We start from the raw sequence: 25,816 nt of genomic DNA on the forward strand, positions 1-25,816 counted from the left end.
CATGGAACTACTCGCACAAAGCCCTGAACCCACTACCTTACTATTGATAGCATTGGGCGCTATCGCATTGTTATTACTCCTAATAATGAAGCTTAAGGTACATGCTTTTGCATCGCTGACGTTGGTCAGCTTGGCCACAGCACTCACCACCGGAATCCCTATCGATAACGTGGTGCCAACCATGATGACGGGTTTTGGCAATACCCTCGCGTCGGTTGCCTTACTCGTCGGGCTGGGTGCCATGATAGGCAAAATTCTCGAAGTCACCGGCGGTGCGAATGTCTTGGCCGATACACTGATCGCTCGGTTTGGCGAAGCCCGTGCCCCGCTAGCACTCGGTATTGCCTCTTTACTGTTTGGCTTTCCTATCTTTTTCGACGCAGGGTTGATTGTGATGATGCCCATCATGTTTAGCGTCGCAAAACGCTTGGGTGGCTCACCGATAAAATACGCCCTACCTGTCGCCGGGGCATTTGCGGTTATGCATACCTTTGTCCCCCCACATCCCGGCCCCGTTGCTGCCTCGGATCTACTTGGCGCAGACATGGGCCTACTCTTGGTGGTCGGTCTCTTGGTTTCGTTTCCTACTTGGTATTTGGGTAGCTACTTGTTTGGACTGTATGCAGGCAAGAAATTCAACATCCCACTCGCGAAAGCGTTTTTAAACACCGAAGTCATGTTTAAAAGCAAAAAGGATTACCCCGCCTTTTCAACTGTATTAATGATTTTATTGCTCCCAGTGCTCCTCATTTTCCTCGATACTGGTCTGAATGCGCTCAGTGTGGCGGGGGTAGTCAACGGGGAAAGCACTTGGGTCGGATTTTTGCGTATGCTGGGTAAAACCCCAGTTGCACTGCTCATCACCCTGTTGACCTGTTTGCTGGTCTTTGGCCAAAAGCTGGGTAAGAGTAAAATGGAAAAGCTGTGCTCTGATTCGTTAGCGCCAATTTGTGCGGTGATTTTGGTAACTGGCGCGGGCGGCATGTTTGGTGGCGTCTTGCGCGCGAGCGGTATCGGTCAAGCACTCGCGACCATGCTATCAGACACAGGCATGCCAATCATTCTGGCAGCATTTGTGATTGCAACCTGCTTACGCGTTGCACAAGGCTCTGCCACCGTTGCTCTCACTACCACAGCCGCACTTATCGCACCCACGGTGTCGCATACTGTGGGTTTATCTCAATTGGATTTGTGCTTTATTGTCATTGCGATTGCTGGTGGGGCGACCGTTCTATCGCATTTCAACGACTCGGGCTTTTGGTTAGTGTCACGCCTACTCGAAATGGATGAAAAAACCACACTTAAAACTTGGACTGTGATGGAAACCCTGCTCGGGACCATCGCGTTTGTTATTGTAGCGCTATTAAGCGTTTTACTGTAAGGGAACCCCATGATTGAACTAAATCAACGCCTTAAGGCGACTCGTATCGTGCCAGTGATTGCCATTAATAATGCGGATGATGCTGTCCCGCTCGCCAAAACCTTGGTGGATAATGGCCTACCGTGCGCTGAAGTTACCTTTCGCACTGACGCGGCCGCCCGTGCTATTCGTCTCATGCGCGATGCCTATCCCGATATGCTGATTGGTGCGGGCACGGTACTAACCACAACCCAGGTCGACGCCGCAATTGACGCAGGCGCCGATTTTATTGTCAGCCCTGGGCTTAACCCAACCACAGTGAAACATTGCCAACAGCGCGGTATTCCTATCATCCCAGGGGTCAACAACCCCAGTTTAGTCGAGCAAGCCATGGAGCTTGGGCTTGATACGTTAAAGTTTTTCCCTGCCGAAGCATCTGGTGGCATCGCGATGTTAAAAGCGCTATCTGCCGTATACCCCGTCAGTTTCATGCCAACCGGCGGCGTGGGTGAGGCGAATGTGAGCGATTATCTCGCGTTGCCCTCAGTGCTTGCATGCGGCGGCACATGGATGGTCCCCACCACCTTGATTGACGCACACAACTGGGATGACATCGCAGCATTGGTAAAGGCGTTGTAATCACTCTTTCCGGAGCTGGAAAAAGGTTCTCCGCTTACTCAATATAATGGGGTTGCTCGCACTCATTTTCTCTTGTGCTTGCAACGTTAACACGTCGTCGATACCGTCTCTTCCCTGTTTATAAAAGCCACTAGGTTAAAAATGGGGAGAGGCGGCATGTTGACACAAGCACTTGAGCACGTTTTTGGGTTTTCATCATTTCGAGCAGGGCAAGAATCGGTGATTTCTCAGATAATGCAAGGAGAGTCGGCCTGTGCTATTTTCCCTACCGGTGCGGGTAAGTCATTGTGCTATCAACTGCCCGCCACACAACTGCCTCACTTAACCTTAGTGATATCACCCTTGTTAGCGCTAATGCATGACCAAATCGCATTTATGCGTCGTAAAGGCATTGCCGCCGCCACCATTGATTCCACGCAGACCCCCGAGCAAACCAAACAAGTGATGGAGCAAATCCGTCGCGGCGACATCAAAGTCCTGATGATTTCGGTCGAGCGGTTAAACAACGAACGCTTTCGCCAATTTATCACCCCTATCCCGATCTCTTTACTGGTAATAGATGAAGCACATTGCATCTCAGAGTGGGGCCACAATTTTCGCCCTGATTACCTCAAACTCCCTGCTTATCGAGAGCAATTAAATATTCCGCAGGTATTACTTCTCACCGCGACTGCGACCCCAGCGGTGGTTGAAGACATGCAGCGAAAGTTTGCTATTCCGTCAGACAACACCACGTTGACTGGTTTTTATCGTCCAAACCTTCACCTGAATGTGATCGCTGTAGAGGAAGCGCAGAAACGACAAGCACTGATTGATCAGTTGCAGCCTAACCCCCATTTGCCGACTGTCATTTATGTTACCCAGCAGCAAACGGCGGAGAATGTGGCCGAATGGCTACAAAGCCAGCATGTCCGCGCTGCCGCGTATCATGCCGGCATGAGCCACGACACCCGCGTGTCGATACAAGAGGCGTTTATGTCGGGCCGTTCGCCATGTATTGTCGCAACTATCGCCTTTGGTATGGGGGTCGATAAGGCTGACATCCGGCGGGTCATCCATTTTGACTTGCCGAAATCGGTCGAGAACTATAGCCAAGAAATTGGCCGCGCAGGGCGAGATGGCCTTCGGGCAACGTGCACTGTGCTCGCCAACCAGTCGAGCCTGAATGTATTGGAAAATTTCATCTACGGCGACACACCCGATAAGGCAGCGATTGAGGGGCTGTTGGAAGAAATAAAACAAGCAGGCCAACAATGGGAAGTCATGCTGCACAGCCTATCACGGACGTATAACATTCGCCTCTTGCCCCTTAAAACGCTGCTGGTTTATTTGGAAATGGCCGGTGTGATCACCAGCCAATACAGCTATTTCGCCGATGTGAAATTCCAATATGTTGAGTCGCCATCCGCTATTACGGCTAAATTTCAGGGGGAGCGGCGCGAATTTGTTGCTCAACTATTTGCGTGCGCGGTCAAAGCTAGAACCTGGTACAAGATGGATTTCCAACAATTGTGGCAACGCTTTGGGGCAGAAAGAAAGCGCGCGTTAGCGGCACTGGACTATTTTCACGAGCAAGGCTGGGTATCACTTGCCACCCAACAGGCCACACAAGTCTTTTCGATCAGTCCCCATGAAATTGATGTTCAAGCACAGGCCGAACAATTACATGCCCTTTTTACTAAAAAGGAACAGAGCGAACTGGCCCGCATCAACCAATTACTGGCTTTATTGGCCTCTTCAACCTGTATCAGTCAGCGTCTTGCCGACTACTTTGGCGATCACGCGGCGCCAACCACCTGTGGCCATTGTTCTGTATGCCAAGGGCATGTTGCTCAGCTCCCTCCACGCCCTGATTTACCCGCGATCGATGCACAGGCATTATCATCATGGTGTCAGCACTTCGCCGCCGCTTGCGATAAAACGCCAAGTCACGCGGCAACAACACGCTTTTTACTCGGCCTATCTTCACCGCTACATACCAAAATCAAAGCGAAGACAATACCTGGCTTTGGCGCCCTTGCGTCGTATCCGTTTCAAACGGTTAACGCTCAAGTGCTCGCTGCGCTAGGCGCCAAACAGTAACGGATTAACAATGTGGCGCATCAGCTTGGCAACGCTCGGAGCGCCACCTCAGGCCGTTAATATTGCCGAAATGGAGTGCATGATCGCCAACAAACTATCTTTTCAGTCTTGCGGAAAAAGTGACATTTATCCCCAGCCGCCAGTGTTTTGTTCATATACTGGTAGTAATAGGCGTCTGCATTGCACGCCATCATTTCGAGCCATTGCCAGTTTCAAGGGTAGTTTATGCGGCATTCTGGGATGTTATCTGTGGTGACTCGCGTCATCGTTGTGATTATGAGCGTTAGCGTACTCTTGACCATCACGCTGGGTGTTGACGCTGAGCAAAGTCAACAATCCAAGCTACAAAGCCCGATTTTAAAAGTGGCAAACTCGCACGCTTGGCGGCCATTTTCCTATCTTGATGGCAACCAGCAACCGAAAGGGATCTTGATTGATTTTTGGAACGAATTTGGTAAACGCAACGGCTATCAGATTGAATTTGTGCTAACTGATTGGCAGCAATCGATTGATGCGGTGCGGAGCGGACAAGCCGATGTTCACGCTGGCTTACTCCGATCGCCAGAAAGGCTGTCGTTTATGGATTTCGGCACCCCACTTTTCAGCATCGATACGCAAGTATTCTTTAGCCAGGCTCTCACAGGCATATCGGCGGATTATGTGTTAGCGGGCGATACCGACCACGCAGTCGGTGTTGTGCAAGGCGGGTACGAAGAAGAGTTTATGAGAACGGAATTTCCGGACGTAACGCTAAAGCTTTTCCCGAATAACCAAGCCATGCTTGATGCTGCGTTATCCGAAGCCATCCAAGCATTCGTCGCCGATCTCCAAGTGGCCAATTATCACCTTTATACCACTACGAACCAAAATCTGTTTATCCCCGTCAGGCACCTCTATACGGAAATGTTGTATGCCGGTTTTGCCAAAGGAAATACAGCATTAATCAATCAGGTTGATAATAAATTTGCTTGGCTCGACGATGACACTAAGCGGCGGCTACTCAACCGATGGGTGTATTACGATGTCGAGACCGTCTATCCCTCGTATTTGTTACCAACACTGATAGCCTTTGGCGTGATGATTGGCATCAGCTATATCGTATTGCTGAAAAGAACGGTCAAACAGAAAACACAGGCATTACAAGCAGCTAACGATTTATTGCAAGATCAGGCCATTACCGACTCACTCACCCATCTTCACAATCGACGTTATTTTTATCAGTGCTTATATGGGCAGATGCGTAAGGTAAAAGGAATGACGTTGATGGTGTTTGATATTGATGATTTTAAAGCCTTTAACGATGGCTTTGGCCATGCACATGGTGACGAAGTACTTTGCTTTGTCGCCCAAACAGCACGAAGTCTATTACCCAATGACGCTGTGGTGGCACGGATCGGGGGCGAGGAGTTTGCCGTACTGCAGTACTTTTCCACCGCTGAACGCGCACTCGCGCAGGGCAAACTTTTATGTGAGGAAATCTCAAGGCAAAGCCTTGCTTTGTTTAACCACCCGTCGATGCCCGTCACCGTGAGTTTAGGGTTAGCTTACTACCCTAACGGCATGCCGCATTGTGAAATTGTTGATGCGGATAAAGCGATGTATCAGGCAAAAAAACAGGGAAAAAACTGTGCGGTGCTTCATGAGATATAACACTTTATTCGCGGCTACCACAGATTGTAGCCGCGAGATCCTTAGACTACTTTTGCTGGGCTAACCGTGATAAGATTCGTGTAAGCAAGCGGATCCTAGGCTCAATGGAATCGAGTTGCAAATACTCACCATCACTATGGAAGTTGGCACCTACTGGCCCAAAACCATCCAAACTGGGGATCCCAATGGCAGCGGTATTATTCGCATCAGATCCGCCACCTACCGCTTTCCAATGAATTGGAACATCTTCATCAAAGGCAGCCGCTTCGACAAGCCCCATCAAGTGCTCTGTTTCAGACGTCGGAACCATTGCCGGTTTGTAAGCTTCACGGACCAATTCAATGGTGACATCAGGCGTGTAAGGATGAGAGGCGCAGGCTTGAATGGCTTGATCGAGCGCATCATAGGCGGTGTTATCCCAAAACCGAATATCAACCAGTGCCGATGCATGCGCGGCCACAATATTTGCTCCCGTTCCGCCTTCAATCACGCCAGCATTAATACTGGTGCCGGCCTCAAGATCTTTCATACTATCGAGCGTCACCAGCCAGTGAGCTAACTCTGTGATCGCGCTACGTCCTTTCTCTGGCTCATTCCCCGCGTGCGCCGCATGGCCTGATATAGCTATTTTATACCGTGCCATGCCTTTACGCGCTTTCACTAAACCGCCATCAGCCCGTGCTGCCTCTGCCACCAGCACATAACGTGCATCGCGTGCAACGGATTCCAACCAGTCACTAGAATGTATCGAGCCCACTTCCTCATCGGGATTCATACAAATGCAAATGCTGAGTGCATCACGTTCTGCTTGTGGTAATGCGCGCAATGCATACACGATATTCAACAAGCCCGATTTCATATCGGATACACCCGGGCCGTAGGCAAAGCCATCCTCCACATGCATCGGACGCTCAGCCGCCGTCCCTTTTGGAAACACAGTATCCATATGGCCAATCATCATCACATCAATATGCGGATCGGTGGACTGGTTTCTGATCTCTAATCCAACCCCTGCCTCACCACAATCGACACGCTTAATGTGCCAGCCTGTCATTTGTTCATACTTATCAGCCATCAAGGCTGCAATCACCTCAATGCCGTCGCGCTGGAACGTGCCACAATCGACATTCACCAGAGGCGCTAACTCATCCAAGTAGCGTTGCAAAGAAAACATCATTATGCCTCCTAAAGTAAAAGATTCATTACCCACATCGCACCAAAAGCATTCAGAATCGAAATGCCAACCATGATGGGGATATAACGGCCTTCGGTACCAATCGGGCCCATTACTCGGCCGATGTATTGCACTTGTGAGCCCATTAAATAGATAGCGGGGACCAAAATCGCAATGTGGGTGCCGGTGAGAATGCCTTGGTCAAACAAGGTGATCACCACACCAACCGCGCCTCCCATTGACATCCATGCCCCCATTAACACGGCCGCGGCTTCGCCGGGTAAGCCAAATACCGCCATCACAGGCGAAAACACCTCACCCATCAAGCCTAATAAGCCGGTGATTTGCAGCGCCTTAATAATCACAAACGCCATGACCACATTAGGAACTGTCGACGTCGTCGCAATGTGCCAACCTTTCTTTGCCCCTTCGACAAAGATGTCAGTGATCATGGGTTTACTGCTGGAAGAATGAGTCATGACGCGTGCTCCTCTTGATAGGATTGAGACTTGTCTCGCTGTGGTCCTTTACCCTCGGTGATATTGAGGTAGACACGAAATACATTGGCGCCGATGAACTTAAACAAGAAGATCACACCAATCGCGAGACCAATCGACGAGGTCACGGCCAACGAGCCATCTGACAGCGTCAGAGTAAATAGCACAGCACCTGATGAGAAAAAGTTGACGATGGTTGCCCCAGCCGTGAACTGAAACATGGTGAACACATCCGTTTCCCGTTTGGTCAAGTAACCTTCATCTTTGAGTTGACGCGTCATCGCCGCCCCCGCATCTGTACTCTGCATAGAGGCAATTAATGCCAATCCTGAGTTGCCGGGAATGCCTAGTACCGGTTTCAATAATGGGGTTAAAAGTCTGCGCGCTGCATCAAGCGCCCCATAATGCTCAAGCACACTGATCATACCGAGTGCGAACATCACCGTGGGAATAAGGGTCAGCGCAAAAATAAAACCGTCTCGCGCGCCACTCCCGCCTTTGCCGCGAAGGGACGTCGTTGCCACCTCCACCGACCCATCGGCCGCCGCTGTCGCTTGATAAGCCACCTGCCCGAAGGATCCGTTCAAGGTGGTAAAATCAAACACGCCGTACCATTGATTGGATTGCAACAATCCCGAGAAAAATACGATCGCAAAGATCAATGCCAAGTAACATCCCCATGTCACTTGTCTTTCTGTTTCGGTTGGATGTGTCATAAACCGCCCTCATGCTCAATCAACATTGGGTCTATCATCGGAGCAGACACAGAAACGAAAGTTGATTATTATCAACCTATGGCGCAAGAAGAGAGACGGAATTTACATAATATAGACTGATTCAAAACCTAACAAATTAAGCCAAAATAAAGAGTGATGAATGTGACACTAGCGGCTGATTTCATTAGGTTTATCTGTCACTACTAAAGGATGCGCGTAAATCGCTTCGGATAAGAAATTCACTACAAATACATAAGTAAAATTAATAAAAAAGCGCCCTAAGGCGCTTTTTAGTCTGAGAGTACGGGGCTGACTTAGCCCATCAGGTTATAGAGCAACGCTGAAATAGCCAGCATGCCGGTGACGAAGATAAAGTACGTCCCCGCTTTACCGCGATACTGTGCCAGCGCTTTGACTTTATAAGCCGCGACAGTGGGCATAATAAAGAGGATCATCGCAATCACAGGCCCAGACAGTGCCCCCATCATGTCGAGGATGCTGGGGTTAATCACCGCACACCACCAAATGGCAAAGAACATCACCATCACGCCAAGTTTATCGGCCTTTTTGTAGGTCAATTTGCTGTGTTTGGTGACTAGGCCATTTAGGCTTTCACGAGCGCCAAGGAAATGCCCTAAAAACGACGATGTGATCGCAATGAAAGCAACCAGTGGTCCTAATGTGCCGATAAATGGGTTGCGGGTAACGTTGGCAAGATACGACAGTACCGATACATTTTGCGCTTTTGCTTCCGCCATTTGTGCCGGTGTCAACGTTAACACACAAGAGAAAACAAACAGCAGAACGAAAGCAACTAGCATCACGCCAGCGCGCTTTAGGATCTGTTCTGACTTTACTCGCGCATCGTCACCGTAGTGGCGGCGTTGAATGTTAGCAAAGCTAGAAATCGCAGCGGCATGGCTGAACGAAAAGATCACCACAGGCACCGCGAGCCAAAGATTCATTCCCAGTTCACCCATTGCAGGCATGGCTAGGTTTGGAGCTTGCCATGATGGTATTAGGTAAAAAGACAAAAATGCCAAGATAGCCACCAGAGGGTAAACCATCGCTGCAAATGCGCGCAGCATTAGGCGCTCGCCGCCCATCATGATCGCAATCATACCAGCGACTAACACACCAGAAAGCATTACGCGGTTTGGCGACGCCCACCCGAGCTGATTAACCAAAAAGCTATCAACTGTATTGGTCAGCCCAACGCCATATATCAACAAAATGGGGAAAATAGAAAGGAAATACAGCACGGAGATCAAACGGCCTGCATGACTGCCGAAGTGTTCGGCAACCACATCGGTGAAATCGGCATCTTTGTGGCGCGACGACAGCACAAAACGTGCTAGGCCTCGGTGAGCCATAAACGTCATCGGAAACGCCAGTACGGCCATAATCATGAGCGGCCAAAAGCCTCCCATCCCAAGATTAATCGGGAGGAACAGGATCCCAGCCCCCACCGCGGTACCGAATAAGCTCAGGGCCCAATGGGTATCATGTTGGGTCCAACGGTGCGATACACTTTTTGAGGAGATATCTATAGTCTGGTTCACGTCAAACTCTCTTAGTTATAATATTTTGTGCGGTTGCATAGTAGCGAGTTCGACTTAAAGTATCACATAAATGTAATAGACATATGTCCTAATTGTTTTGTTAAAAACTTGTCACATAATCTAGTTATAAATCAAAAAGGCAGTTTATAACACCACAAAACCACCATTTAAATGAAATTAAAAACCAAATTATCACGCAAAGATAGATTGATTGAATTGTTTGCAAAATAATGCAACAACCACATTTTCGTTCGCAACATGTTGACAATGTGTAACAACTCATCTCTCAGTTTTTGATGATAAATTATTCACCTGTTACATCTCGCTCGCGCAAGCGATTAGCGAGGGCGATCACACGCTGTAAGTGGCAAGGCGTTTATCCTGTGCTGAGCAACATGCAATCCAACTCAGCGATAGGCCTACTTATGCGTGAATCTATTATTATCGACTGCGATCCCGGCCATGACGATGCCATTGCACTGGTGATGGCGTGTGCACTCCGCCAGCTTGACATCAAAGCAGTCACTACCAGTGCCGGAAATCAAACCCCAGATAAAACCCTTTACAACGCCAGACGCATTTTGACTTTGTTGCAACAAACACACATCCCGATCGCAGGTGGCGCACACAAACCACTCACTCGAGAGCTCATTATTGCTGATAATGTTCACGGTGAGTCGGGCTTGGATGGCCCTGCACTGCCAGAGCCTGCGATGGATGCCCACCCCGATAATGCCGTTAACCTGATGGCCAATGTGCTTCAAGACGCTGACCATCCCATCACCTTGGTCGCGACAGGCCCCTTAACCAACGTGGCTTTACTCTTAGCCGCCTACCCTGATTTAACCAATCGGATTAAACGAATTGTTTTAATGGGAGGTGGCGCCACATTCGGCAACTGGACACCGGCCGCCGAGTTTAATATTTATGTTGACCCAGAAGCCGCTGATCGCGTTTTCCGCGCAGGGATCCCAATCACCATGTTTGGATTAGATGTTACCCACCAAGCGTTAGTGAAAGATGAAGACGTGTCTGCTATCCGCGCCATCGATAATTCGGTGGCACAAACAGTGGCAGGCTGGCTTGATTTCTTTATGCGCTATCACCGCGATCCCAAATGGCGCTTAGACGGCTCGCCGCTGCATGACCCCTGTACTATTGCATGGTTAGCGATGCCTGAGCTGTTTGAGTGTGAGTCCGTATGGGTGGGTGTCGAGACACAAGGCGCGTTGACCACTGGAATGACGGTGGTTGACCGTTATCACGTCACGGGCAACCTCGCGAATACAGAGGTGGCGATGTCAGTCGATCGAGCGGGCTTTCTCAACTTGCTATGCGATTGCTTACGCCAATACGACTAAAAAAAGCGCGGCTTTCGCCGCGCTTAACGTCACTTAGCTATTAAGGCTGTTTCGGTACTAAGAGTACCTCACGCGCGACACAGCATTAGTACCGCGCTGTCAAGCTGACACCGTTAAAAGCGGTATAACCATTCAGCATCACGTGATAGCGACCGTTTTGTGTGCTTTGCACGGTACACACCTCACTATTGCCGTAATTGTAAGGACGACAGTCCCAGTTGTTTAAGGTTGGCTTCGACCCGTGACGTAGGTATAGATCTGCATCACCTGAACCACCGCTGATGTTAACCGTTAGGCGTTGCCCTGCATCGACATCAACATAGAAGAAGCGCTGCGCACCTTGTGTCCCAGAAATACCCGTGACTGGCTGGCCATTTTTAAGCTCATTTGTTGGCCCTGGTGTCGGGTCACAATCAGGCTCGCAACTGCTATCCGCTTGGCTGTAGAGCAATTTGTTAACCGACCCACGAGGATCGCTAACTTTGTTGACGCTGGCACGGTTACTGATCAAGTCCGCAAGTTGCGCAGGTGACAGGCTACTATTTTCTTGTAAATACAAAGCAGCGACACCGGCAACATGAGGTGTCGCCATTGAGGTACCGCTGATGGTGCGATAACCACCGTCATACCAAGCAGATTTGATTTGCGAGCCTGGTGCAAATACATCAAGGCAGCTGCCCCAGTTTGAGAAGCTAGAGCGATTATCACTGCTTGTTGTTGAGCCCACGGTGACGCCACTGGGCTCACGGGCCGGCGAGCTGTTACAGGCGTCGGCATTGGAATTGCCAGCCGCCAGCATAAAGCTCACACCCGATTGCACCGCACTGGCAACCGCACGATCCAGTGCTGTAGACACACCACCACCTAAGCTCATGTTTGCCACCGATGGTCCACTGGCATTGGCAGCCACCCAATCAACCCCTCCAATCACACCGGACGTTGAGCCCGAACCACTACAGCTCAGCACTCTCACCCCAACAATGTCGACATTTTTGGCGACGCCATATTGGCTCCCCCCGATAGTGCCGGCCACATGGGTACCATGGCCGTTACAGTCTGAGGCGTCATTATCGTTATCAACAAAATCATAGCCAGAGCGAGCACGACCACCAAACTCTACGTGTGACGTTGTCACACCTGTATCAATGACATACGCCGTCACACCTGTGCCATCAAAATTGGTGCTGTAGTTGTTATCCAAAGGCAGGTTGCGTTGGTCAATGCGATCCAACCCCCACACTGGATTACTCTGGTTGGCGTTTGGGGTGACTACCGGATCCAACGAAATCGTTTTGTCTTGCTCGATAAAATCAACTTGCTCGTCCATACGCAACGCGCGCAGTTGCTCTGGCGTCAATTTGGCCACGAAGCCACTCAGCGAACGGTCAAACACTTTCTCAACTTTAACCGCGTGTTGGTTGACCATGCTTGAAACGGTCTGCTGCGTGAAGGTTTGTAGCGCTTGTGGATCGTCGCTGAGCGTCATCGGTTGTTTGAATACCACAATGTATTGGTCCTCGATCCCCTGCTTGTCTGACGCGACAACCAGTGGCGCTAGCGTTTGCTGCTGAGAGATCGCTTGTTTACCTTCTTCCTGTTTTGCGAGCGCTGCAGGCGATGCAGCAACGAGTGCAGATGCGATACAGCAGCTAAGAACATGCTTTAACATATTGTATTCCTTACAATGGTTAAACGTATCAAAAGTTAATTGCCTACAAATAACAACAAGCACGTTTATAAAGCTATGCATCAACAGCCATTTTTTCCGCAGAGAAAATCGCTTTATTTGCCCAACCTACCAGTATTATTTACTATTGCATCAGCAGTATCATTTTTAACCTTTTGTTTACAAAGTGTTTGTATAAGCCATCCATGAGTACTTAAGACTTTTTTACTAAAAATGATTGATGAACAGTTCCTTGATACTGCTCACAGCTAAAATGAAAGTGAATTAACACATGCAGTTATAGAGTGAGATTGATTGGCATAAAAAAACCAGTGACAGAGCACTGGCCGGTAAGATAGTCGGTGTTCGACCTAATTTAACTTGACTGCTCATGCACCAACACGCCGCCTTCAAGCGCCCCAACTAATACATTCGGTACGTCAGCTTCATCAGAGGTAACAGCAATACGCGTACCCGGACCAATCGCTGAGATGGGGGCTGCCATCATCAAAGAGCCACGCTCCCCGTCATCAACAAGCTTCCAAGATGGCGCGGCTGCCGCATGATCATTGGCATATAGCCGACACTTGTTTCTGTCAGGTTCAATTAAACAGTCCAGGCCATACTCAATGTCGTCATAAAAAAACGACCACTGATAATAACCCGCATTGACGCTGCAAGGGGTTTTGATAAAACTCAACGCCTCTGCGTTATCTTGGGTTAAGGTAATAAAGCGCTGCGCATCCGGCACCATCGCTAAATACCCCAGTGATTTGCCATTGGCATCGGTGACCGCGAGCTTTACCTCTTGCTCAACCATCGCGCGCTCATGATCGCCAATGTCTGGCAACATGGAATCGGGTTGTACTGAAAACGCCATTGTGTCGCTCCTTTGGTTGCTTCGCACCACTTTTAACAGTTATGTAACAACCAAAGATATAGATCAATTTCTCGGAAAAGTTTAGTGATCCGCTCAGTTACTGGGGACATCGCTCATATCGCTACGCCTCATCGTGAAAACTTGCAGGCTTACCGCATTAACCACCAGCGCATTAAGCGTTTGTACCAGCGGTTGTACGGGGGTTTGACTAAAAAGCTGGTGTCCCATTTATCGCGGGTGAGGACAGTTTTGCTGTGGCTAAAGGTATAAAAGCCTTCAATGCCGTGGTAATGACCCATGCCGGAATCGCCAATGCCGCCAAAAGGCGCATCTTCGGCAGCGACATGGAACAAGGTTTCATTAATCCCCATGCCGCCGGCGTGAAGCTGTGTGGTGGCTTGCGTGCGTATCTCAGCATCATTGCTCATCAAATACAAAGCGAGCGGTCGCGGACGCGCCTGAATATAACGCAACGCCTCAGAGAAATCTTGATAGGTAACCACAGGCAGAAGAGGGCCAAAAATCTCTTCTCGCATCACCCGCATATCATCGGTGACGTGGGTCAACAACTGGGTCGGCCAGCGCTTATTTTCGGCGGTCGGCACGGTTTGCTGGTCGAGCGCACACCAGCGACGCGCCCCCTTATCGAGCGCATCTTTCAGTGTTTCCTCTAGCCGCGTCGCTTGGGTTTGGTTAATGATCTGGCTGTAATCTGGGTTGGCTTCAAAGTCTGGGTATAGCGCTCGGAACGCGCGTTGATAGGCATGGATAAAGGCTTCTTGCCGATGTTCAGGGCAAAGCACATAATCGGGCGCGACACATATTTGTCCAGCATTTAAACACTTCCCGTAAATGAGCCGTGAGACGGCCACGTCCATATCAATTTGATCATCAATGATCACCGGCGATTTACCCCCCAATTCGAGGGTAACCGGGGTTAAATTATCGGCCGCCGCCAGCATGACTTGGCGTCCGACCTGGGTTGAGCCAGTAAAAAAGAGGTGGTCGAACTCTAGTTCGGTAAAGCGGCGCGACACTTCAACTTCACCTTCTACCACGGCCACTTCGTTTGGGCTAAACACCTCAGCGATTAACGCACGTAAAACCTGATTGGTGTTAGGCGTGAACTCCGAAAGCTTGAGCATTACCCGATTGCCGGCCGCCACCGCGCAAATCAGGGGGCTTACGGCCAGCATAATCGGAAAGTTCCAAGGCACAATGATCCCAACCACCCCTTTGGGTTGTTGGTGCACGACCAATTGAGTTCCCAACAAGGTAATGCCTGGACGCCGTTTTTGCGGCTTCATCCATCGCTTTAATCGACGACGGGTGTAATCAATCTGGTGTAGCAAGGGCAAGATGTCGGCAATTTCAGTATCAACGGGCGCGCGGTAGCCGTAATCGTCGCTAAGGGCTTGTTGTAATGCAGGCGATTTTTGCTTGATGGCCTGACGCAAGCGCAGCAGCGCGTCGCGACGATGGCTGTACTCTAAAAAAGGACACTGAGACACCTGCTCTTTTTGCGCGTCGAATGTCTCACGCATCTCTTTAACCGTTTCCAACCACTGTGAGCCTGGCTCCGTCATCCTTGCCTCCTCTATCGATACAAGATCGCGATAAATCACTCCTCCATTGATGACATAGCCATCTTGTTTACGCAATAGCGCTCGGACGAGATGGCGTTACTGTTCATACGCCCCTTATCGCGCAAACCTGACCTTTATCATGATCAAACCCACAACATCACCATTATTTCCATAGTCTTTGTGAGGAGTAACAAATACGAAACAAAAAGTAACGGCATATTCACAAAGCAAGTTTAGTATACGCATCGCCTAACAAACAAGACACAAAGTCCACTCAATTAAACAAGGTGAGAGGGCGTCACCACGGTTCCGACAATAGACGAAAGAGATAATTAAAACGATGAAACGAAATCAAGACATTACCGATGCAGTTGGCGAAACTTTCTCGATCCGTGTCAATGGCGAGACGGTTCCTGCCATCGCTGGAGAAAGCGTGCTAAGCACCTTGCTCGCAAGCAATATCCGTGCACTATCTAAAAATGATTATGGCCGATTAGCCAGTGCCTATTGCGGCATGGGCGTATGCCATTGCTGCACGCTGGAAATCAACGGCCGCCATAAACAACGTGCGTGTCAGGTCGCCGTTCAACCCGATATGGATGTCCGCACTGAAGCCAACATTGTGGTTGAGAGCAAGGAGCTTGAAAGCAGTAACGTCGAGCAAGGAGAAACCTATGTCTAAACCTGTTGTTATTGTTGGCGCTGGACCAGCTGGCCTGTCTGCCGCGGTCACACTGGCCAAGCACAAGGTCGCGAGTATTATTGTTGATGAAGCGCCCAAACCCGGTGGCGTCGTCTACCGTGGTCCATGGCGAGAGACTGACGCGCTGCCTCATTTGGATGATAAATGGAAGGCCACCTCACAATCCCTGCGCGAACAATATCGCCAGCATCAGGATTTGATTGACCTACGTAGTTTGACGCGGGTACTGGGGCCAATGGCGGACCAACACCTCCTTACTGCCCATGAAGATACGCTATCAACCATTGACTATGAGCAATTGATCCTCGCCACCGGTTGCCAAGAGCGCAGCATTCCCTTTCCCGGCTGGGATATGCCTGGAGTGATGCTTCTCGGCGGTATCCAACTTCAAATAAAAAGCGGCTTGGTGCGTCCCGGTCACCGCTGCGTGATCACCGGCACGGGTCCTTTGCTCGTCTTGGTTGCTTGTCAGCTTCACAAAGCCGGTTGTGATATCGCGGGTATCTATGAAGCGGCACCATTCAAAGACTTGGCACGTGAAACGCTCGCCCTCCTCAACCGTCCACAGCTCGCGCTAGATGGTCTCTCGATGATGATGTATCTCAAACGCCACCATATCCCGATACATTACGGTTGGGGCGTGGTCAAAGCCTCGGGTGACACCCAAGTCGAGCACGTCACGGTAGCCCCCTACAGTACAGATTGGCACCCAGATGTTAGCCGTGCCGAAACCATAAATGCCGATGTACTTGGTGTGGGTTACGGCTTTGCAGCACGCTCTCAGCTCGCACAACTAATGGGACTAGATATGCAGTACGATCACATGAGCGGGGCGATCCCCGTGGTGGACGAGTGGCAACGAGCCAGTCTCGACAACGTTTACTGCGCCGGTGATACCGTGAAATTTGCCGGCGCAGAAGCCGCCATGTTGGAAGGCAAGATTGCGTCTTACTCCGCACTGAAGGCACGCAATATTTCAATGCCTAATCTTGACAATGAGTTTAAGGCTCTGCGTCATCAGCTCGAAAAGAGCTACCGTTTCCGTAAAGGCTTTGATACGGCAGGCTACCGTCGCCCAGGCCTGCTCAGTTTGCCGGAAAAAGACACAGTGATCTGTCGCTGCGAACAAGTGAAAAAGGCTGACATTGATAACGCCATCAATCAAGGCGTCAAGGATGTGATTACGTTGAAAATGCGTACCCGCGTTACCATGGGTGACTGCCAAGGAAAAACTTGTGCGCACTATTGCTACGACCGACTCAATGAGAGCACGACGTCGCCTCAGCCTTTGATTCGCCCTCGATTCCCACTCGACCCTATTCCTTTTGCTGCGTTGGAGGATGACGCATGAAACGGTACGACATCGTAATTTGTGGCGGCGGCGTGATCGGCGCATCGGTGGCTTACCATTTAAGCCGCGAGCGCGACTTATCCATCGCCGTTGTGGACTATAAATACCCTGGAAATGCCTCGCGTGCGTCAGCCGGTGGCCTATGGGCGATGGGCGAGTCAACCGGCCTTGGCTGTGGCGTTATCTTGTTTAAAACCCTTTCTAAGCAGATGCAGGAAAGCGGCGAAGGGGGATCACCAGAGATCAAACCGCACATTATGCCCAAGCCGTTCTTCGATATGGCGATGCTGTCTAACCAGCTCTATCCGGCATTGTATGATGACCTGATGACGCATCACGGTGTGGACTTTAAGTTTGAGCGTACCGGTCTGAAGTTTGTCATGTTTGATAAATACGACAAACTCTATGCCGAACATATTGCGGCCGCCATTCCTGATCGCCAAGAGCATGTTCGTTGGGTGTCTCAGGAAACACTTCACGCACAAGAGCCTAACGTGTCACGCGCGGCAATTGGTGCGATGGAGTTTGAGGGGGATCACCAAATCAACCCCTATCGCCTCAACGAGGCCTATTTGGAAGCAGCACGGCAGAACGGTGTCGAGCTATATCTCAATACCAAAGTCACGGGCGTGGTGAGACAAGGTAACCGGGTTGTCGCGGTGGAAACAGAAAACGGTAAGCTAGGTTGTGGCACCATGATCAACGCTGGTGGCGCGTGGGCGGAAAAACTCAGCTTGTGGGCAACTGGTATGCCCATGCCTGTCTTCCCAGTCAAAGGCCAAGTGATCGTCTCCGAGAAGCTACCCAAGCTTTTAAATGGCTGTTTAACCACCAGTGATTGTTACATCGCCCAAAAAGATAACGGCGAAGTCTTGATTGGCTCAACCACCGAAGAGCGTGGGTTTGATACCACCACAGACATGAAGTACATCAAACAGCTGGCACAAGGCGCCATGAAGTCTATCCCCGAGCTGAAAAAGATGAATATCAAGCGCTGCTGGGCGGGCTTGCGTCCAGGCTCACCGGATGAATTGCCAATCCTTGGTGCGGTGCCGGGCATTGACGGTTATCTCAATGCCTGTGGGCATTTCCGTACCGGTATGTTGACCTCTGCCATCACCGGAAAGGTAATGAATGAAGTGGTACGTGGTCTGCCAACCACCATTGATCTTGAACCCTTCTCCTACACGCGCTTTTTGGATGGCCAAGGAAAGATGATCGGCAACTACCACCTCGATGTCGCCTTACCCTAGCTAAAAGATCCGCATTCACTTCCCAAAGCCTGCTGTGTGCGGGCTTTTTTTGTTATTAAGCTGTAACTTAGCGATGGTTTTCGCGCTGAATTTAGCGCCATAGCCCACAGAAAGCAGCTTGGTTGTTGAGCAAATATTGTCGCTTTATTGATCTCAGGCTTATACTGGAACAAACTCAGTTTAACGCCAGCTTTATTCGCTGATATCGAAAGGAAATGTGGTAGGCATGAACGACGAGCCAACAAAGAACGAAATATTGACGGAAAGTGGTACGAATGAGCTAGAGATCATTGAGTTTCACCTAATCAAGCAACTTCCTGACGGCAGTACCAAAACCTGCTACTACGGTATCAACGTTGCCAAAGTTCGCGAAGTTATCCAAGTGCCCGAAACCACTGACTATCCAAACGCCCAGGCGCACATGATTGGGGTGTTTTCATCACGCGACAAGCTAACGCCACTGATTGATCTCGCAGGCTGGTTAGGCGTCCCGACGCGCCCAGAAAAAGATAATAAGTTTGTGATTGTCACCGACTTTAACAACATGACCAATGGTTTTTTGATTGACAGCATTAGTCGTATCCATCGTATTTCCTGGGAAGCCGTTGAGTCACCGAGTCAATTCCTAGAGGCAGGCGAACAAGATTGTGTGGTCGCTGTTGTCCGCAAAGACAATAACCTGATTATGATTCTGGACTTTGAGAAAATCATTGCCGATATCAACCCTGAGTTGAGCATGGAAAAGTACGATGTCACTCAGGACAGAAACGTCAACATTTCCGAGTCCAGCGCTAAAAAACGCGAAGCAAAAACTATCTTAGTGGTAGACGATTCCGCCTTCATCCGTAGCCTGATTGAAAACACGCTACGCTCAGCCGGCTTTAATATTATATCGGCCAAAGATGGTGGCGAGGCCTTTGACAAACTCACCGAATTTGAACGCATTTCCAAAGAAGAAGGCGTGTCGATTAATGAGTTTGTGGATGCGATTGTGTCAGACGTAGAGATGCCACGTATGGACGGTATGCACTTAATAAAACGCCTCAGAGAGATGGATACTTATAAAACGATGCCGATTATCATGTTCTCATCGATCATGAGCGAGGATAACCGCGCTAAGGCCTTACAATTGGGGGCCAATGATACCATCACCAAACCCGAAATCGGTCGCATGGTTAGCCTAGCTGATACCTATGTGTTCGGCGCACCGCTTGACGAATAGCGCACGATAATAATCGAAAAGATCAACAAAAAAGGCTGCACATTGGCAGCCTTTGTTGGTTTTAGCGTGACACGTGGTAAGTCGTCAAGCCATTAACTATCGGTCACCTGTGAGCGATGACTTTCACGATAACGGTGACTGGCAAAATACGTTTTAGCGGCTTGGTTTACCTTAGGCGCCAGCAGCAACGCTGAGACCATGGTGGGCACCGCCATCAGCCCATACGCCCCAATGAGGAATAAGAACACCACATCCAGCGATAATACCGCCCCCAGCACCACAAGCGATAAGTACAGGTACTTATAATACTGACCCGCCTGCTCGCCAAATAAATACACAAAGCATTTATAGCCGTAATACCAGAATGTGAATACCGTGGTGAACGACAACACTAACACCTGTGCCGCCAATAGCCACGCCCCTGGCGCGCCAAAGGCCGCTTTAAAGGCTGCCATGGTCAGGCTAACACCTTGCATGCCCTCGGCTTGATCAAGCACACCAGTCACTAAGATCACCAACGCAGTGCAACTACAGACAATGATGGTATCAATAATAGGACCCAGGCTAGCGACCAATCCTTCTCGGACTGGCTCATTGGTTTTTGCCGCACTGTGGGCCATTACCTCGGTGCCAATCCCGGCCTCATTAGAGAAAGCGCCACGACTCACACCCACAATAATCACACTGATTAGGCCACCAAACATCGCATCCGGTGAAAGCGCGCTGGCGAAAATGGACTGAAAGACGCCAGGCACGCGCTCGGCATTGAGCGCCAAGGCAGCGATCGCCATCACCATATAGCTGCCCGCCATCAACGGCACCAGCGCACCGGCAACATCGGCCACGCGCTTCAAACCTCCCCAAATCACCATACCGACGAAGACCGCCAGCACAATGCCCATTACCCACGAGAACGCGCTGCTCTCTAGCCAAGCGACCCCCGGAAACAGTTGGGTTTGCACCACGGCACCAAGCTGGTTAATTTGGAAAGATGGCACAAACCCCATCAGACCGGCAATGGCAAACATCACCGCCAACCATTTAAATTTAGGCCCTAAACCATGCCGCACCGTATACATTGGTCCGCCGTGCACATTGCCGTTCGCATCTTTATGACGATACATAACCCCCAGTGTGCAGGTGTAGAACTTGGTCGATACCCCCAATAACGCGGTGAGCCACATCCAAAACACTGCCCCCGGCCCACCAGCACTCAGCGCCAGCGCGACGCCTGCGATATTGCCAAGACCTAGCGTACCAGACAGTGCTGCCGCTAAGGCTTTGCGATGAGATAAGTCACCATGACCACTGCCATCATCCACTTTGCCGGTTAACAGCTTGATGCTGTGCGCCATATACCGAAACGGCCTTAGTTTGCCATACAGGGTAAAGAAAACCCCACCACCAACCAATAAGACCAGCATCGGTTTACCCCAGATAAACCCGACAAACGCGTTAATCCATTCTTCAATCATGTTTTGCATCCTTTCTTGATGCCTGGCTAATTATTTTGCTTGCTAGACCACCGTCTAGCCGATGCACGCCAACTAACAAAATAATTAGACCATAAAGCAATAAAACCATTCTGACGTGACTAAAAACGCATTCAAACTAAGTCCAAATTCGCTTTCAGGCGATAAAAACACCGTTTATACGTGATGTTGATCTCATAAAAACCAGACGACTATGAATAACTATCAATACAATTTGATTTGAGCACAAAGTAGAGTGCGTCGCCTTCGTCATTATCAGAGAGCGCAACATTTAACCTTACTTTTAGCCGGTGTTTTGCGTCAGTGGCATTCGCTATACTCCGCGCTCACACATACATACACCACCCATGCACTGGATTTACGCTCCAGCCAGCAAGAGGAAACAACATGTCTAAATATGTCATTTGTGCCTTATATAAATTTGTCACACTCGACGACTATCAGTCTTTGCAAGCACCATTGCTTGAAGTAATGGAAGCCAACCAAATAGGCGGCACGCTCCTTCTCGCCCAGGAAGGCATAAATGGCACAGTGGCAGCGACAAGAGAAAATATGGATGCGCTGTTTACGTGGTTTAGAAAAGACCCACGCCTAGCGGATATTGACTATAAAGAGTCATTCGAAGACAGCCAGCCATTTAGTCGCACCAAGGTAAAACTCAAAAAAGAAATTGTGACCATGGGGGTTGAAGGCATCGATCCGCGCCAAAGCGTGGGCACTTATGTCAAACCAACCGAATGGAACCAATTAATCAGCGATCCAGATGTGTTAGTGATCGATACGCGTAATGATTACGAAATCGAGATCGGCACCTTTGAGCGAGCCGTTAATCCACAAACAGACAGCTTCCGTGAATTTCCAGACTATGTCGAACAACAGCTTGACCCTAGCAAGCACAAAAAAGTCGCCATGTTTTGTACTGGCGGGATCCGCTGTGAAAAATCGACCGCTTTCTTGAAAGAAAAAGGCTTTGATGAGGTGTATCACCTAGAAGGCGGGATCCTTAAGTACCTCGAAGAAGTGCCTGAGAGTGAAAGCTTGTGGAACGGTGAGTGTTATGTTTTCGACAGCCGTGTTGCCGTTAATCACGATTTGGAGCGAGGGTCTTACGCAATGTGTAATGCCTGTCGCCTGCCCATCACGCAAGCGGACATGGAAAGCGAACACTATGAGCAAGGTGTCTCCTGCCCCAAATGCATCGACAAACATACCGACGCCCAAAAGGCGGCGTTTCGAGAGCGAGAGTACCAAGTCCGTCTTGCACGAGAACGCGGTGAACAACACGTCGGCGGTGAAGCGAGAAAGATCATTGAACAACGTCGCGCAATGAAAAAATTCCGGCGCCAACGTCAAAACCAAGATAAATAATCGAACAAAAACGGCACGCCAGACGTGCCGTTTTTTATGATTTTATGAGATTGGGTCGGGCTAACGTATAGTAACAACTGGATTGTTTAACGATGCCGTTTCTGCCGGATAGCAAGGAGTGAATAAGCGTGTTGATTGGTCCCTTTTATAGCTTGGTCGCCGCGTGTTTATTTACGGTCAGCTGGTGGATGCCCCACTTCCTTCTTACCTTGCTTTTCGCATGGTGCGCGGCAGCGTTTTTCACCGTCAGCATCGCTTATTGGCGCAACCAGCCTCGCCTTTTTCGCAAACGCCAATCTGGGCAGTTGCCTCGCATCAGTCAGTGGGTGTTTGCGCCATTTTTTGCCTTTACCCACCTGTATAATCGTTGGGCGAGGAAACGTGATATCACACCGCCCGTCCAGCAAGTTGCTCCTGGGCTCTATGTCGGTGCCCGCCTGACCCATCAAGACATACCCGATCTACAAGCACAAGGTATTGATGGAATATTAGATGTCACCGCTGAGTTCGAAAGCGTCGACCGCTTCACCCAATCACAGACTGTTGCCTATCTATCTGTGCCGGTTCTGGATCACGCCTACCCCTCGCGTAGCCAACTGATGCGCGCATTGCAGTGGCTGCATCAGCAGCGACAAGCCAGGCACAACGTCGTGGTACATTGTGCACTAGGACGCGGGCGGTCCGTGATGGTGGTGGCCGCCTACCTTTGGGCGCTTTCCCCTCAACAAACGCTTGATGAGGTACTGGACGCAATCAAAACAATACGCCCTAAAGCACACTTGAACCGACGCCAGCGCCGCGCTTTGGTGCGTTTTCAGCAAAGCGGTGCGTTGCGGTTGGCGCGTCCCATTGCTTGGATCATTGCTAATCCTGCCGCAGGTGGAAAGAAATGGCGTAAGCACCGCGACTATATTCAGGCTTATTTAGGTGACGGGTATCGGTTAGTCGTCCATCAGACACGCCATAATCGTCGCAGTTATCAACTCGCTTGCCGCGCTGTTTCACAACAGGCTGATGTGGTGATCGCTGCCGGTGGAGATGGCACAGTAAACGCCGTTGCGAGAGCACTGATTAACACCGCAATCCCTTTAGGCGTATTGCCGCTTGGCACCGCAAATGCCTTGTGCCATGCGCTGTGGGGGATAAAAACTAAATTTTTAAATATTGATGCAGCTTGCGATGTGATTTTAGATGGGGCACCTCGAACTATCGACACCGCACGCTGTAACGGAAAAGTGGCGTTGCTAGTCGTGGGCGTCGGCTTTGAACAACAAATGATTCGCCATGCCGCTCGAGAGCAAAAAAATCAATTAGGCCAGTGGGCGTATTTGCAGGGTTTATTTGGAGCCGCCAGTCAAAATCAAGCCATCGATTTGACCGTTCAATTCGACCAGCAAGCGCCTCAATTGATCCGCACCACCAGTATGGTGGTCGCCAATGCCGCGCCAATGACAACCTTATTGGCACAAGGGCAAGGCCAGCCAAATTACGCCGACGGCAAACTCGATGTCACTTGGCTCACCGCAAGCACCACCAAAACAGATACCGCATTATCCCTGATGGAATTAGCACTCTCGAGCCTGTTTGAAACACGGTTAGGCCGCTTTACTCACTATCAACAAGTGACACGCGTCTCGATACGTGCCACATCCGTCATTGACTATGTCATTGACGGCGAGCTTTATCGCGACCGAAAACTGACGATTGACGCGCAGCCTCAATCACTCGCGATCCTGTCTCCTCCTCTGCCTGATACGGCTCAATCAGACGATAACGCATGATATTGCTGGAGTTTGTTGTATAAGGTTTTAGGGCTGATCCCAAGCGCCTTAGCCGTACGCTGACGGTTTCCTTGATAGCGTGCGAGTGTTTGTAAAATCGCTGCTTTTTCGAGTTCATCAAGACTGATCCCCTCTGGCAACGCAAGCGTCTCAACTGCTGTCGACGGATCATCAGCCATCACGCTAGCGGGTAGATCCGAAACGTCAATACGCCCATCGCTCAATAAAAAACCATGCTCAATAGCATGTTTGAGCTCACGTACATTCCCTGGCCAATGGTAGCGCTGGACGCACTCGAGCGCGTTATCACTCATACTCACTTCGGCTTGATGATTAAGATTCAATTCAGCGAGGAAATGTGTAGTCAGAGCATGAATATCATCCCCTCTCGCTCTTAGTGGCGGAACCGTCACCACAAACTGTGCCAAGCGATAGTAAATATCCTCACGCAGCTTACCCTGTTGGATCGCATCTAGAGCATCTCGGTTCGTCGCCGCCAACAATCGAACATTGGCTTTTTGATTGCGTGTCGAGCCAACCGGGCGGTACTCTCCTGACTCCAGCACCCTCAGTAATTTCACTTGCAGCGACTGGGGCATTTCCGTAATTTCATCGAGAAAGACCGTTCCCCCTTCGGCTTGATAAAAAATCCCTTGGTGATCCTGGTGCGCGCCAGTAAACGCCCCTTTGACATGACCAAATAACTCACTTTCAATTAGCTCTGGGCTCAGCGCCCCGCAGTTGACCGCCATAAAAGGGGCATCCCCTCCTTTGCTTCGTATCCCCACCCCACCGGCTCCCGTCGATCGCCCCAAACAATGGAGTGTTTTAGCGACATGCTCCTTGCCCACTCCACTCTCACCGACGATAAACACATTCGCTTTCGTTGGACCTAGCCGTTGAAGTTGGCGGTACAATGCCAGCATCGGGCCTGATGAGCCCAATAAATAACCGTATTGATCCGCCTGGCTAGTAACAACGGGTTTACCCTGTGAGTGTCCGCTATTCGCACTGTGAATCCGATCAATAACGAGATGCTGAAAGACCTGCTTATCAACAGGACGACGAAACACCGTCGCTGCCATGTCTTGGGCGTGGAGATTCCAAGCGGGAAATGGCGCGCCATCAGTCAATAGCACCCATTGCATGTGAGTAGAGCCCGTCATGATGGCGAGCAGCTCATCAATATCACCATCCTTGGTGTCAACATCTAATAGGACCCAGTCAGGAGCATCAGTCTGACATGCTTCTAGCAGTGCAGCCGATGTATCAAACCACACCAAGTTTGTAGAGCGCACCGTAGCCGCCACCTTTAGCATCTCACGCAAAGCAACATCTGACGACTGAGGTAGATAAGCGAACACACAAGATGTATACATAGCATTCCTTCCAAGCAGTTTTGTTGCTCTACACTGCCATATCTAACGTCAGCAATTAAGTAATAATTACTACCTATCAGGCAATAATTACCT

20 protein-coding genes are annotated in these 25,816 nt (G+C 50.0%); 11 read left to right on the forward strand and 9 right to left on the reverse strand.

Annotated elements, in window-relative coordinates; translation table 11 throughout:
• Window position 1 precedes the first annotated feature (1 nt).
• The 4 genes from N8M53_RS13710 to N8M53_RS13725 all read left to right on the forward strand — a co-directional run bounded on the left by N8M53_RS13710 (window position 2) and on the right by N8M53_RS13725 (window position 5,731).
• Window positions 2–1,381, forward strand: coding sequence for a GntP family permease (locus N8M53_RS13710; RefSeq protein WP_269580422.1), 1,380 nt, complete (start codon window positions 2–4; stop codon window positions 1,379–1,381).
• Window positions 1,382–1,390: 9 nt separating this feature from the next.
• Window positions 1,391–1,999 (forward strand): bifunctional 4-hydroxy-2-oxoglutarate aldolase/2-dehydro-3-deoxy-phosphogluconate aldolase, encoded by a 609-nt coding sequence (locus N8M53_RS13715; RefSeq protein WP_269580423.1) that lies wholly within the window; start codon window positions 1,391–1,393, stop codon window positions 1,997–1,999.
• A 156-nt stretch (window positions 2,000–2,155) separates the two neighbouring features.
• Window positions 2,156–4,081, forward strand: coding sequence for a RecQ family ATP-dependent DNA helicase (locus N8M53_RS13720; RefSeq protein ID WP_269580424.1), 1,926 nt, complete (start codon window positions 2,156–2,158; stop codon window positions 4,079–4,081).
• A gap of 225 nt (window positions 4,082–4,306) precedes the next feature.
• The gene (locus tag N8M53_RS13725; RefSeq protein WP_269580425.1) at window positions 4,307–5,731 is read left to right on the forward strand and encodes a sensor domain-containing diguanylate cyclase; all 1,425 of its coding nucleotides are present in this window, start codon (window positions 4,307–4,309) and stop codon (window positions 5,729–5,731) included.
• Window positions 5,732–5,777: 46 nt separating this feature from the next.
• On the opposite strand, the gene N8M53_RS13730 is transcribed toward N8M53_RS13725, so the two are convergent.
• From N8M53_RS13730 to N8M53_RS13745, 4 genes are all read right to left on the reverse strand, one after another.
• Window positions 5,778–6,908 (reverse strand): M20 family metallopeptidase, encoded by a 1,131-nt coding sequence (locus N8M53_RS13730; RefSeq protein ID WP_269580426.1) that lies wholly within the window; start codon window positions 6,906–6,908, stop codon window positions 5,778–5,780.
• Between the two features lie 8 nt (window positions 6,909–6,916).
• A complete protein-coding gene (locus N8M53_RS13735) occupies window positions 6,917–7,384 on the reverse strand; it encodes a YjiG family protein (RefSeq protein ID WP_077454942.1) in 468 nt (155 codons plus the stop codon).
• The gene (locus N8M53_RS13740; protein WP_269580427.1) at window positions 7,381–8,118 is read right to left on the reverse strand and encodes a nucleoside recognition domain-containing protein; all 738 of its coding nucleotides are present in this window, start codon (window positions 8,116–8,118) and stop codon (window positions 7,381–7,383) included. Before N8M53_RS13740 ends, N8M53_RS13735 begins: the two co-directional genes overlap by 4 nt.
• A 314-nt stretch (window positions 8,119–8,432) precedes the next feature.
• A complete protein-coding gene (locus tag N8M53_RS13745; RefSeq protein ID WP_269580428.1) occupies window positions 8,433–9,680 on the reverse strand; it encodes an aromatic amino acid transport family protein in 1,248 nt (415 codons plus the stop codon).
• A gap of 425 nt (window positions 9,681–10,105) precedes the next feature.
• Between N8M53_RS13745 and rihA the strand changes: the two genes are divergently transcribed.
• Window positions 10,106–11,041, forward strand: coding sequence for a pyrimidine-specific ribonucleoside hydrolase RihA (gene rihA, locus N8M53_RS13750; protein ID WP_269580429.1), 936 nt, complete (start codon window positions 10,106–10,108; stop codon window positions 11,039–11,041).
• Between the two features lie 85 nt (window positions 11,042–11,126).
• Here rihA and N8M53_RS13755 read toward each other — a convergent pair whose 3' ends face one another.
• The 3 genes from N8M53_RS13755 to N8M53_RS13765 all read right to left on the reverse strand — a co-directional run bounded on the left by N8M53_RS13755 (window position 11,127) and on the right by N8M53_RS13765 (window position 15,173).
• The gene (locus N8M53_RS13755) at window positions 11,127–12,710 is read right to left on the reverse strand and encodes a S8 family peptidase (protein ID WP_269580430.1); all 1,584 of its coding nucleotides are present in this window, start codon (window positions 12,708–12,710) and stop codon (window positions 11,127–11,129) included.
• 373 nt (window positions 12,711–13,083) lie between these two features.
• A complete protein-coding gene (locus N8M53_RS13760) occupies window positions 13,084–13,587 on the reverse strand; it encodes a hypothetical protein (RefSeq protein ID WP_269580431.1) in 504 nt (167 codons plus the stop codon).
• Between the two features lie 149 nt (window positions 13,588–13,736).
• Window positions 13,737–15,173 carry a coniferyl aldehyde dehydrogenase gene (locus N8M53_RS13765; RefSeq protein ID WP_269580432.1) on the reverse strand — a complete coding sequence of 479 codons (1,437 nt, stop codon included), beginning with the start codon at window positions 15,171–15,173 and terminating at the stop codon, window positions 13,737–13,739.
• Between the two features lie 340 nt (window positions 15,174–15,513).
• On the opposite strand from N8M53_RS13765, the gene N8M53_RS13770 reads away from it, so the two are divergent.
• The 4 genes from N8M53_RS13770 to N8M53_RS13785 all read left to right on the forward strand — a co-directional run bounded on the left by N8M53_RS13770 (window position 15,514) and on the right by N8M53_RS13785 (window position 19,702).
• Window positions 15,514–15,855 carry a (2Fe-2S)-binding protein gene (locus N8M53_RS13770; protein ID WP_269580433.1) on the forward strand — a complete coding sequence of 114 codons (342 nt, stop codon included), beginning with the start codon at window positions 15,514–15,516 and terminating at the stop codon, window positions 15,853–15,855.
• The gene (locus N8M53_RS13775; RefSeq protein ID WP_269580434.1) at window positions 15,848–17,227 is read left to right on the forward strand and encodes an NAD(P)/FAD-dependent oxidoreductase; all 1,380 of its coding nucleotides are present in this window, start codon (window positions 15,848–15,850) and stop codon (window positions 17,225–17,227) included. Before N8M53_RS13770 ends, N8M53_RS13775 begins: the two co-directional genes overlap by 8 nt.
• Window positions 17,224–18,480: an NAD(P)/FAD-dependent oxidoreductase gene (locus tag N8M53_RS13780; RefSeq protein WP_269580435.1), complete on the forward strand. Its 1,257-nt coding sequence runs from the start codon at window positions 17,224–17,226 to the stop codon at window positions 18,478–18,480. The genes N8M53_RS13775 and N8M53_RS13780 overlap by 4 nt, the downstream gene beginning before the upstream one ends.
• A gap of 226 nt (window positions 18,481–18,706) precedes the next feature.
• The gene (locus N8M53_RS13785) at window positions 18,707–19,702 is read left to right on the forward strand and encodes a chemotaxis protein CheV (protein ID WP_269580436.1); all 996 of its coding nucleotides are present in this window, start codon (window positions 18,707–18,709) and stop codon (window positions 19,700–19,702) included.
• Between the two features lie 92 nt (window positions 19,703–19,794).
• Here the strand turns inward: N8M53_RS13785 and N8M53_RS13790 are convergent, their stop codons facing one another.
• Complete coding sequence (locus N8M53_RS13790; RefSeq protein ID WP_420066623.1) at window positions 19,795–21,177, reverse strand: alanine/glycine:cation symporter family protein; 1,383 nt, start codon at window positions 21,175–21,177, stop codon at window positions 19,795–19,797.
• Between the two features lie 405 nt (window positions 21,178–21,582).
• Between N8M53_RS13790 and N8M53_RS13795 the strand changes: the two genes are divergently transcribed.
• Together N8M53_RS13795 and N8M53_RS13800 are read left to right on the forward strand one after the other, a co-directional pair.
• The gene (locus N8M53_RS13795) at window positions 21,583–22,563 is read left to right on the forward strand and encodes a rhodanese-related sulfurtransferase (protein ID WP_269580438.1); all 981 of its coding nucleotides are present in this window, start codon (window positions 21,583–21,585) and stop codon (window positions 22,561–22,563) included.
• 128 nt (window positions 22,564–22,691) lie between these two features.
• Window positions 22,692–24,344 (forward strand): diacylglycerol kinase family protein, encoded by a 1,653-nt coding sequence (locus tag N8M53_RS13800; RefSeq protein ID WP_269580439.1) that lies wholly within the window; start codon window positions 22,692–22,694, stop codon window positions 24,342–24,344.
• Here the strand turns inward: N8M53_RS13800 and N8M53_RS13805 are convergent.
• Entirely contained in the window at window positions 24,323–25,723 is a 1,401-nt protein-coding gene (locus tag N8M53_RS13805; RefSeq protein WP_269580440.1) for a sigma-54 interaction domain-containing protein, read from the reverse strand. The two genes, N8M53_RS13800 and N8M53_RS13805, sit on opposite strands and share 22 nt — an antisense overlap.
• Between the last annotated feature and the right edge of the window lie 93 nt (window positions 25,724–25,816).

Origin of the sequence: Salinivibrio kushneri (assembly GCF_027286325.1) — a bacterium.
In the GTDB taxonomy this organism is placed as follows: domain Bacteria; phylum Pseudomonadota; class Gammaproteobacteria; order Enterobacterales; family Vibrionaceae; genus Salinivibrio; species Salinivibrio kushneri_A.

Bases quoted from the DNA above. Each gene is read 5' to 3' on its own strand.
- N8M53_RS13710 (WP_269580422.1), top strand. From the start codon at position 2: ATGGAACTACTCGCACAAAGCCCTGAACCCACTACCTTACTATTGATA.
- N8M53_RS13715 (WP_269580423.1), top strand. From the start codon at position 1,391: ATGATTGAACTAAATCAACGCCTTAAGGCGACTCGTATCGTGCCAGTG.
- N8M53_RS13720 (WP_269580424.1), top strand. From the start codon at position 2,156: ATGTTGACACAAGCACTTGAGCACGTTTTTGGGTTTTCATCATTTCGA.
- N8M53_RS13725 (WP_269580425.1), top strand. From the start codon at position 4,307: ATGCGGCATTCTGGGATGTTATCTGTGGTGACTCGCGTCATCGTTGTG.
- N8M53_RS13730 (WP_269580426.1), bottom strand. From the start codon at position 6,908: ATGATGTTTTCTTTGCAACGCTACTTGGATGAGTTAGCGCCTCTGGTG.
- N8M53_RS13735 (WP_077454942.1), bottom strand. From the start codon at position 7,384: ATGACTCATTCTTCCAGCAGTAAACCCATGATCACTGACATCTTTGTC.
- N8M53_RS13740 (WP_269580427.1), bottom strand. From the start codon at position 8,118: ATGACACATCCAACCGAAACAGAAAGACAAGTGACATGGGGATGTTAC.
- rihA (WP_269580429.1), top strand. From the start codon at position 10,106: ATGCGTGAATCTATTATTATCGACTGCGATCCCGGCCATGACGATGCC.
- N8M53_RS13755 (WP_269580430.1), bottom strand. From the start codon at position 12,710: ATGTTAAAGCATGTTCTTAGCTGCTGTATCGCATCTGCACTCGTTGCT.
- N8M53_RS13760 (WP_269580431.1), bottom strand. From the start codon at position 13,587: ATGGCGTTTTCAGTACAACCCGATTCCATGTTGCCAGACATTGGCGAT.
- N8M53_RS13765 (WP_269580432.1), bottom strand. From the start codon at position 15,173: ATGACGGAGCCAGGCTCACAGTGGTTGGAAACGGTTAAAGAGATGCGT.
- N8M53_RS13770 (WP_269580433.1), top strand. From the start codon at position 15,514: ATGAAACGAAATCAAGACATTACCGATGCAGTTGGCGAAACTTTCTCG.
- N8M53_RS13775 (WP_269580434.1), top strand. From the start codon at position 15,848: ATGTCTAAACCTGTTGTTATTGTTGGCGCTGGACCAGCTGGCCTGTCT.
- N8M53_RS13780 (WP_269580435.1), top strand. From the start codon at position 17,224: ATGAAACGGTACGACATCGTAATTTGTGGCGGCGGCGTGATCGGCGCA.
- N8M53_RS13785 (WP_269580436.1), top strand. From the start codon at position 18,707: ATGAACGACGAGCCAACAAAGAACGAAATATTGACGGAAAGTGGTACG.
- N8M53_RS13790 (WP_420066623.1), bottom strand. From the start codon at position 21,177: ATGATTGAAGAATGGATTAACGCGTTTGTCGGGTTTATCTGGGGTAAA.
- N8M53_RS13795 (WP_269580438.1), top strand. From the start codon at position 21,583: ATGTCTAAATATGTCATTTGTGCCTTATATAAATTTGTCACACTCGAC.
- N8M53_RS13805 (WP_269580440.1), bottom strand. From the start codon at position 25,723: ATGTATACATCTTGTGTGTTCGCTTATCTACCTCAGTCGTCAGATGTT.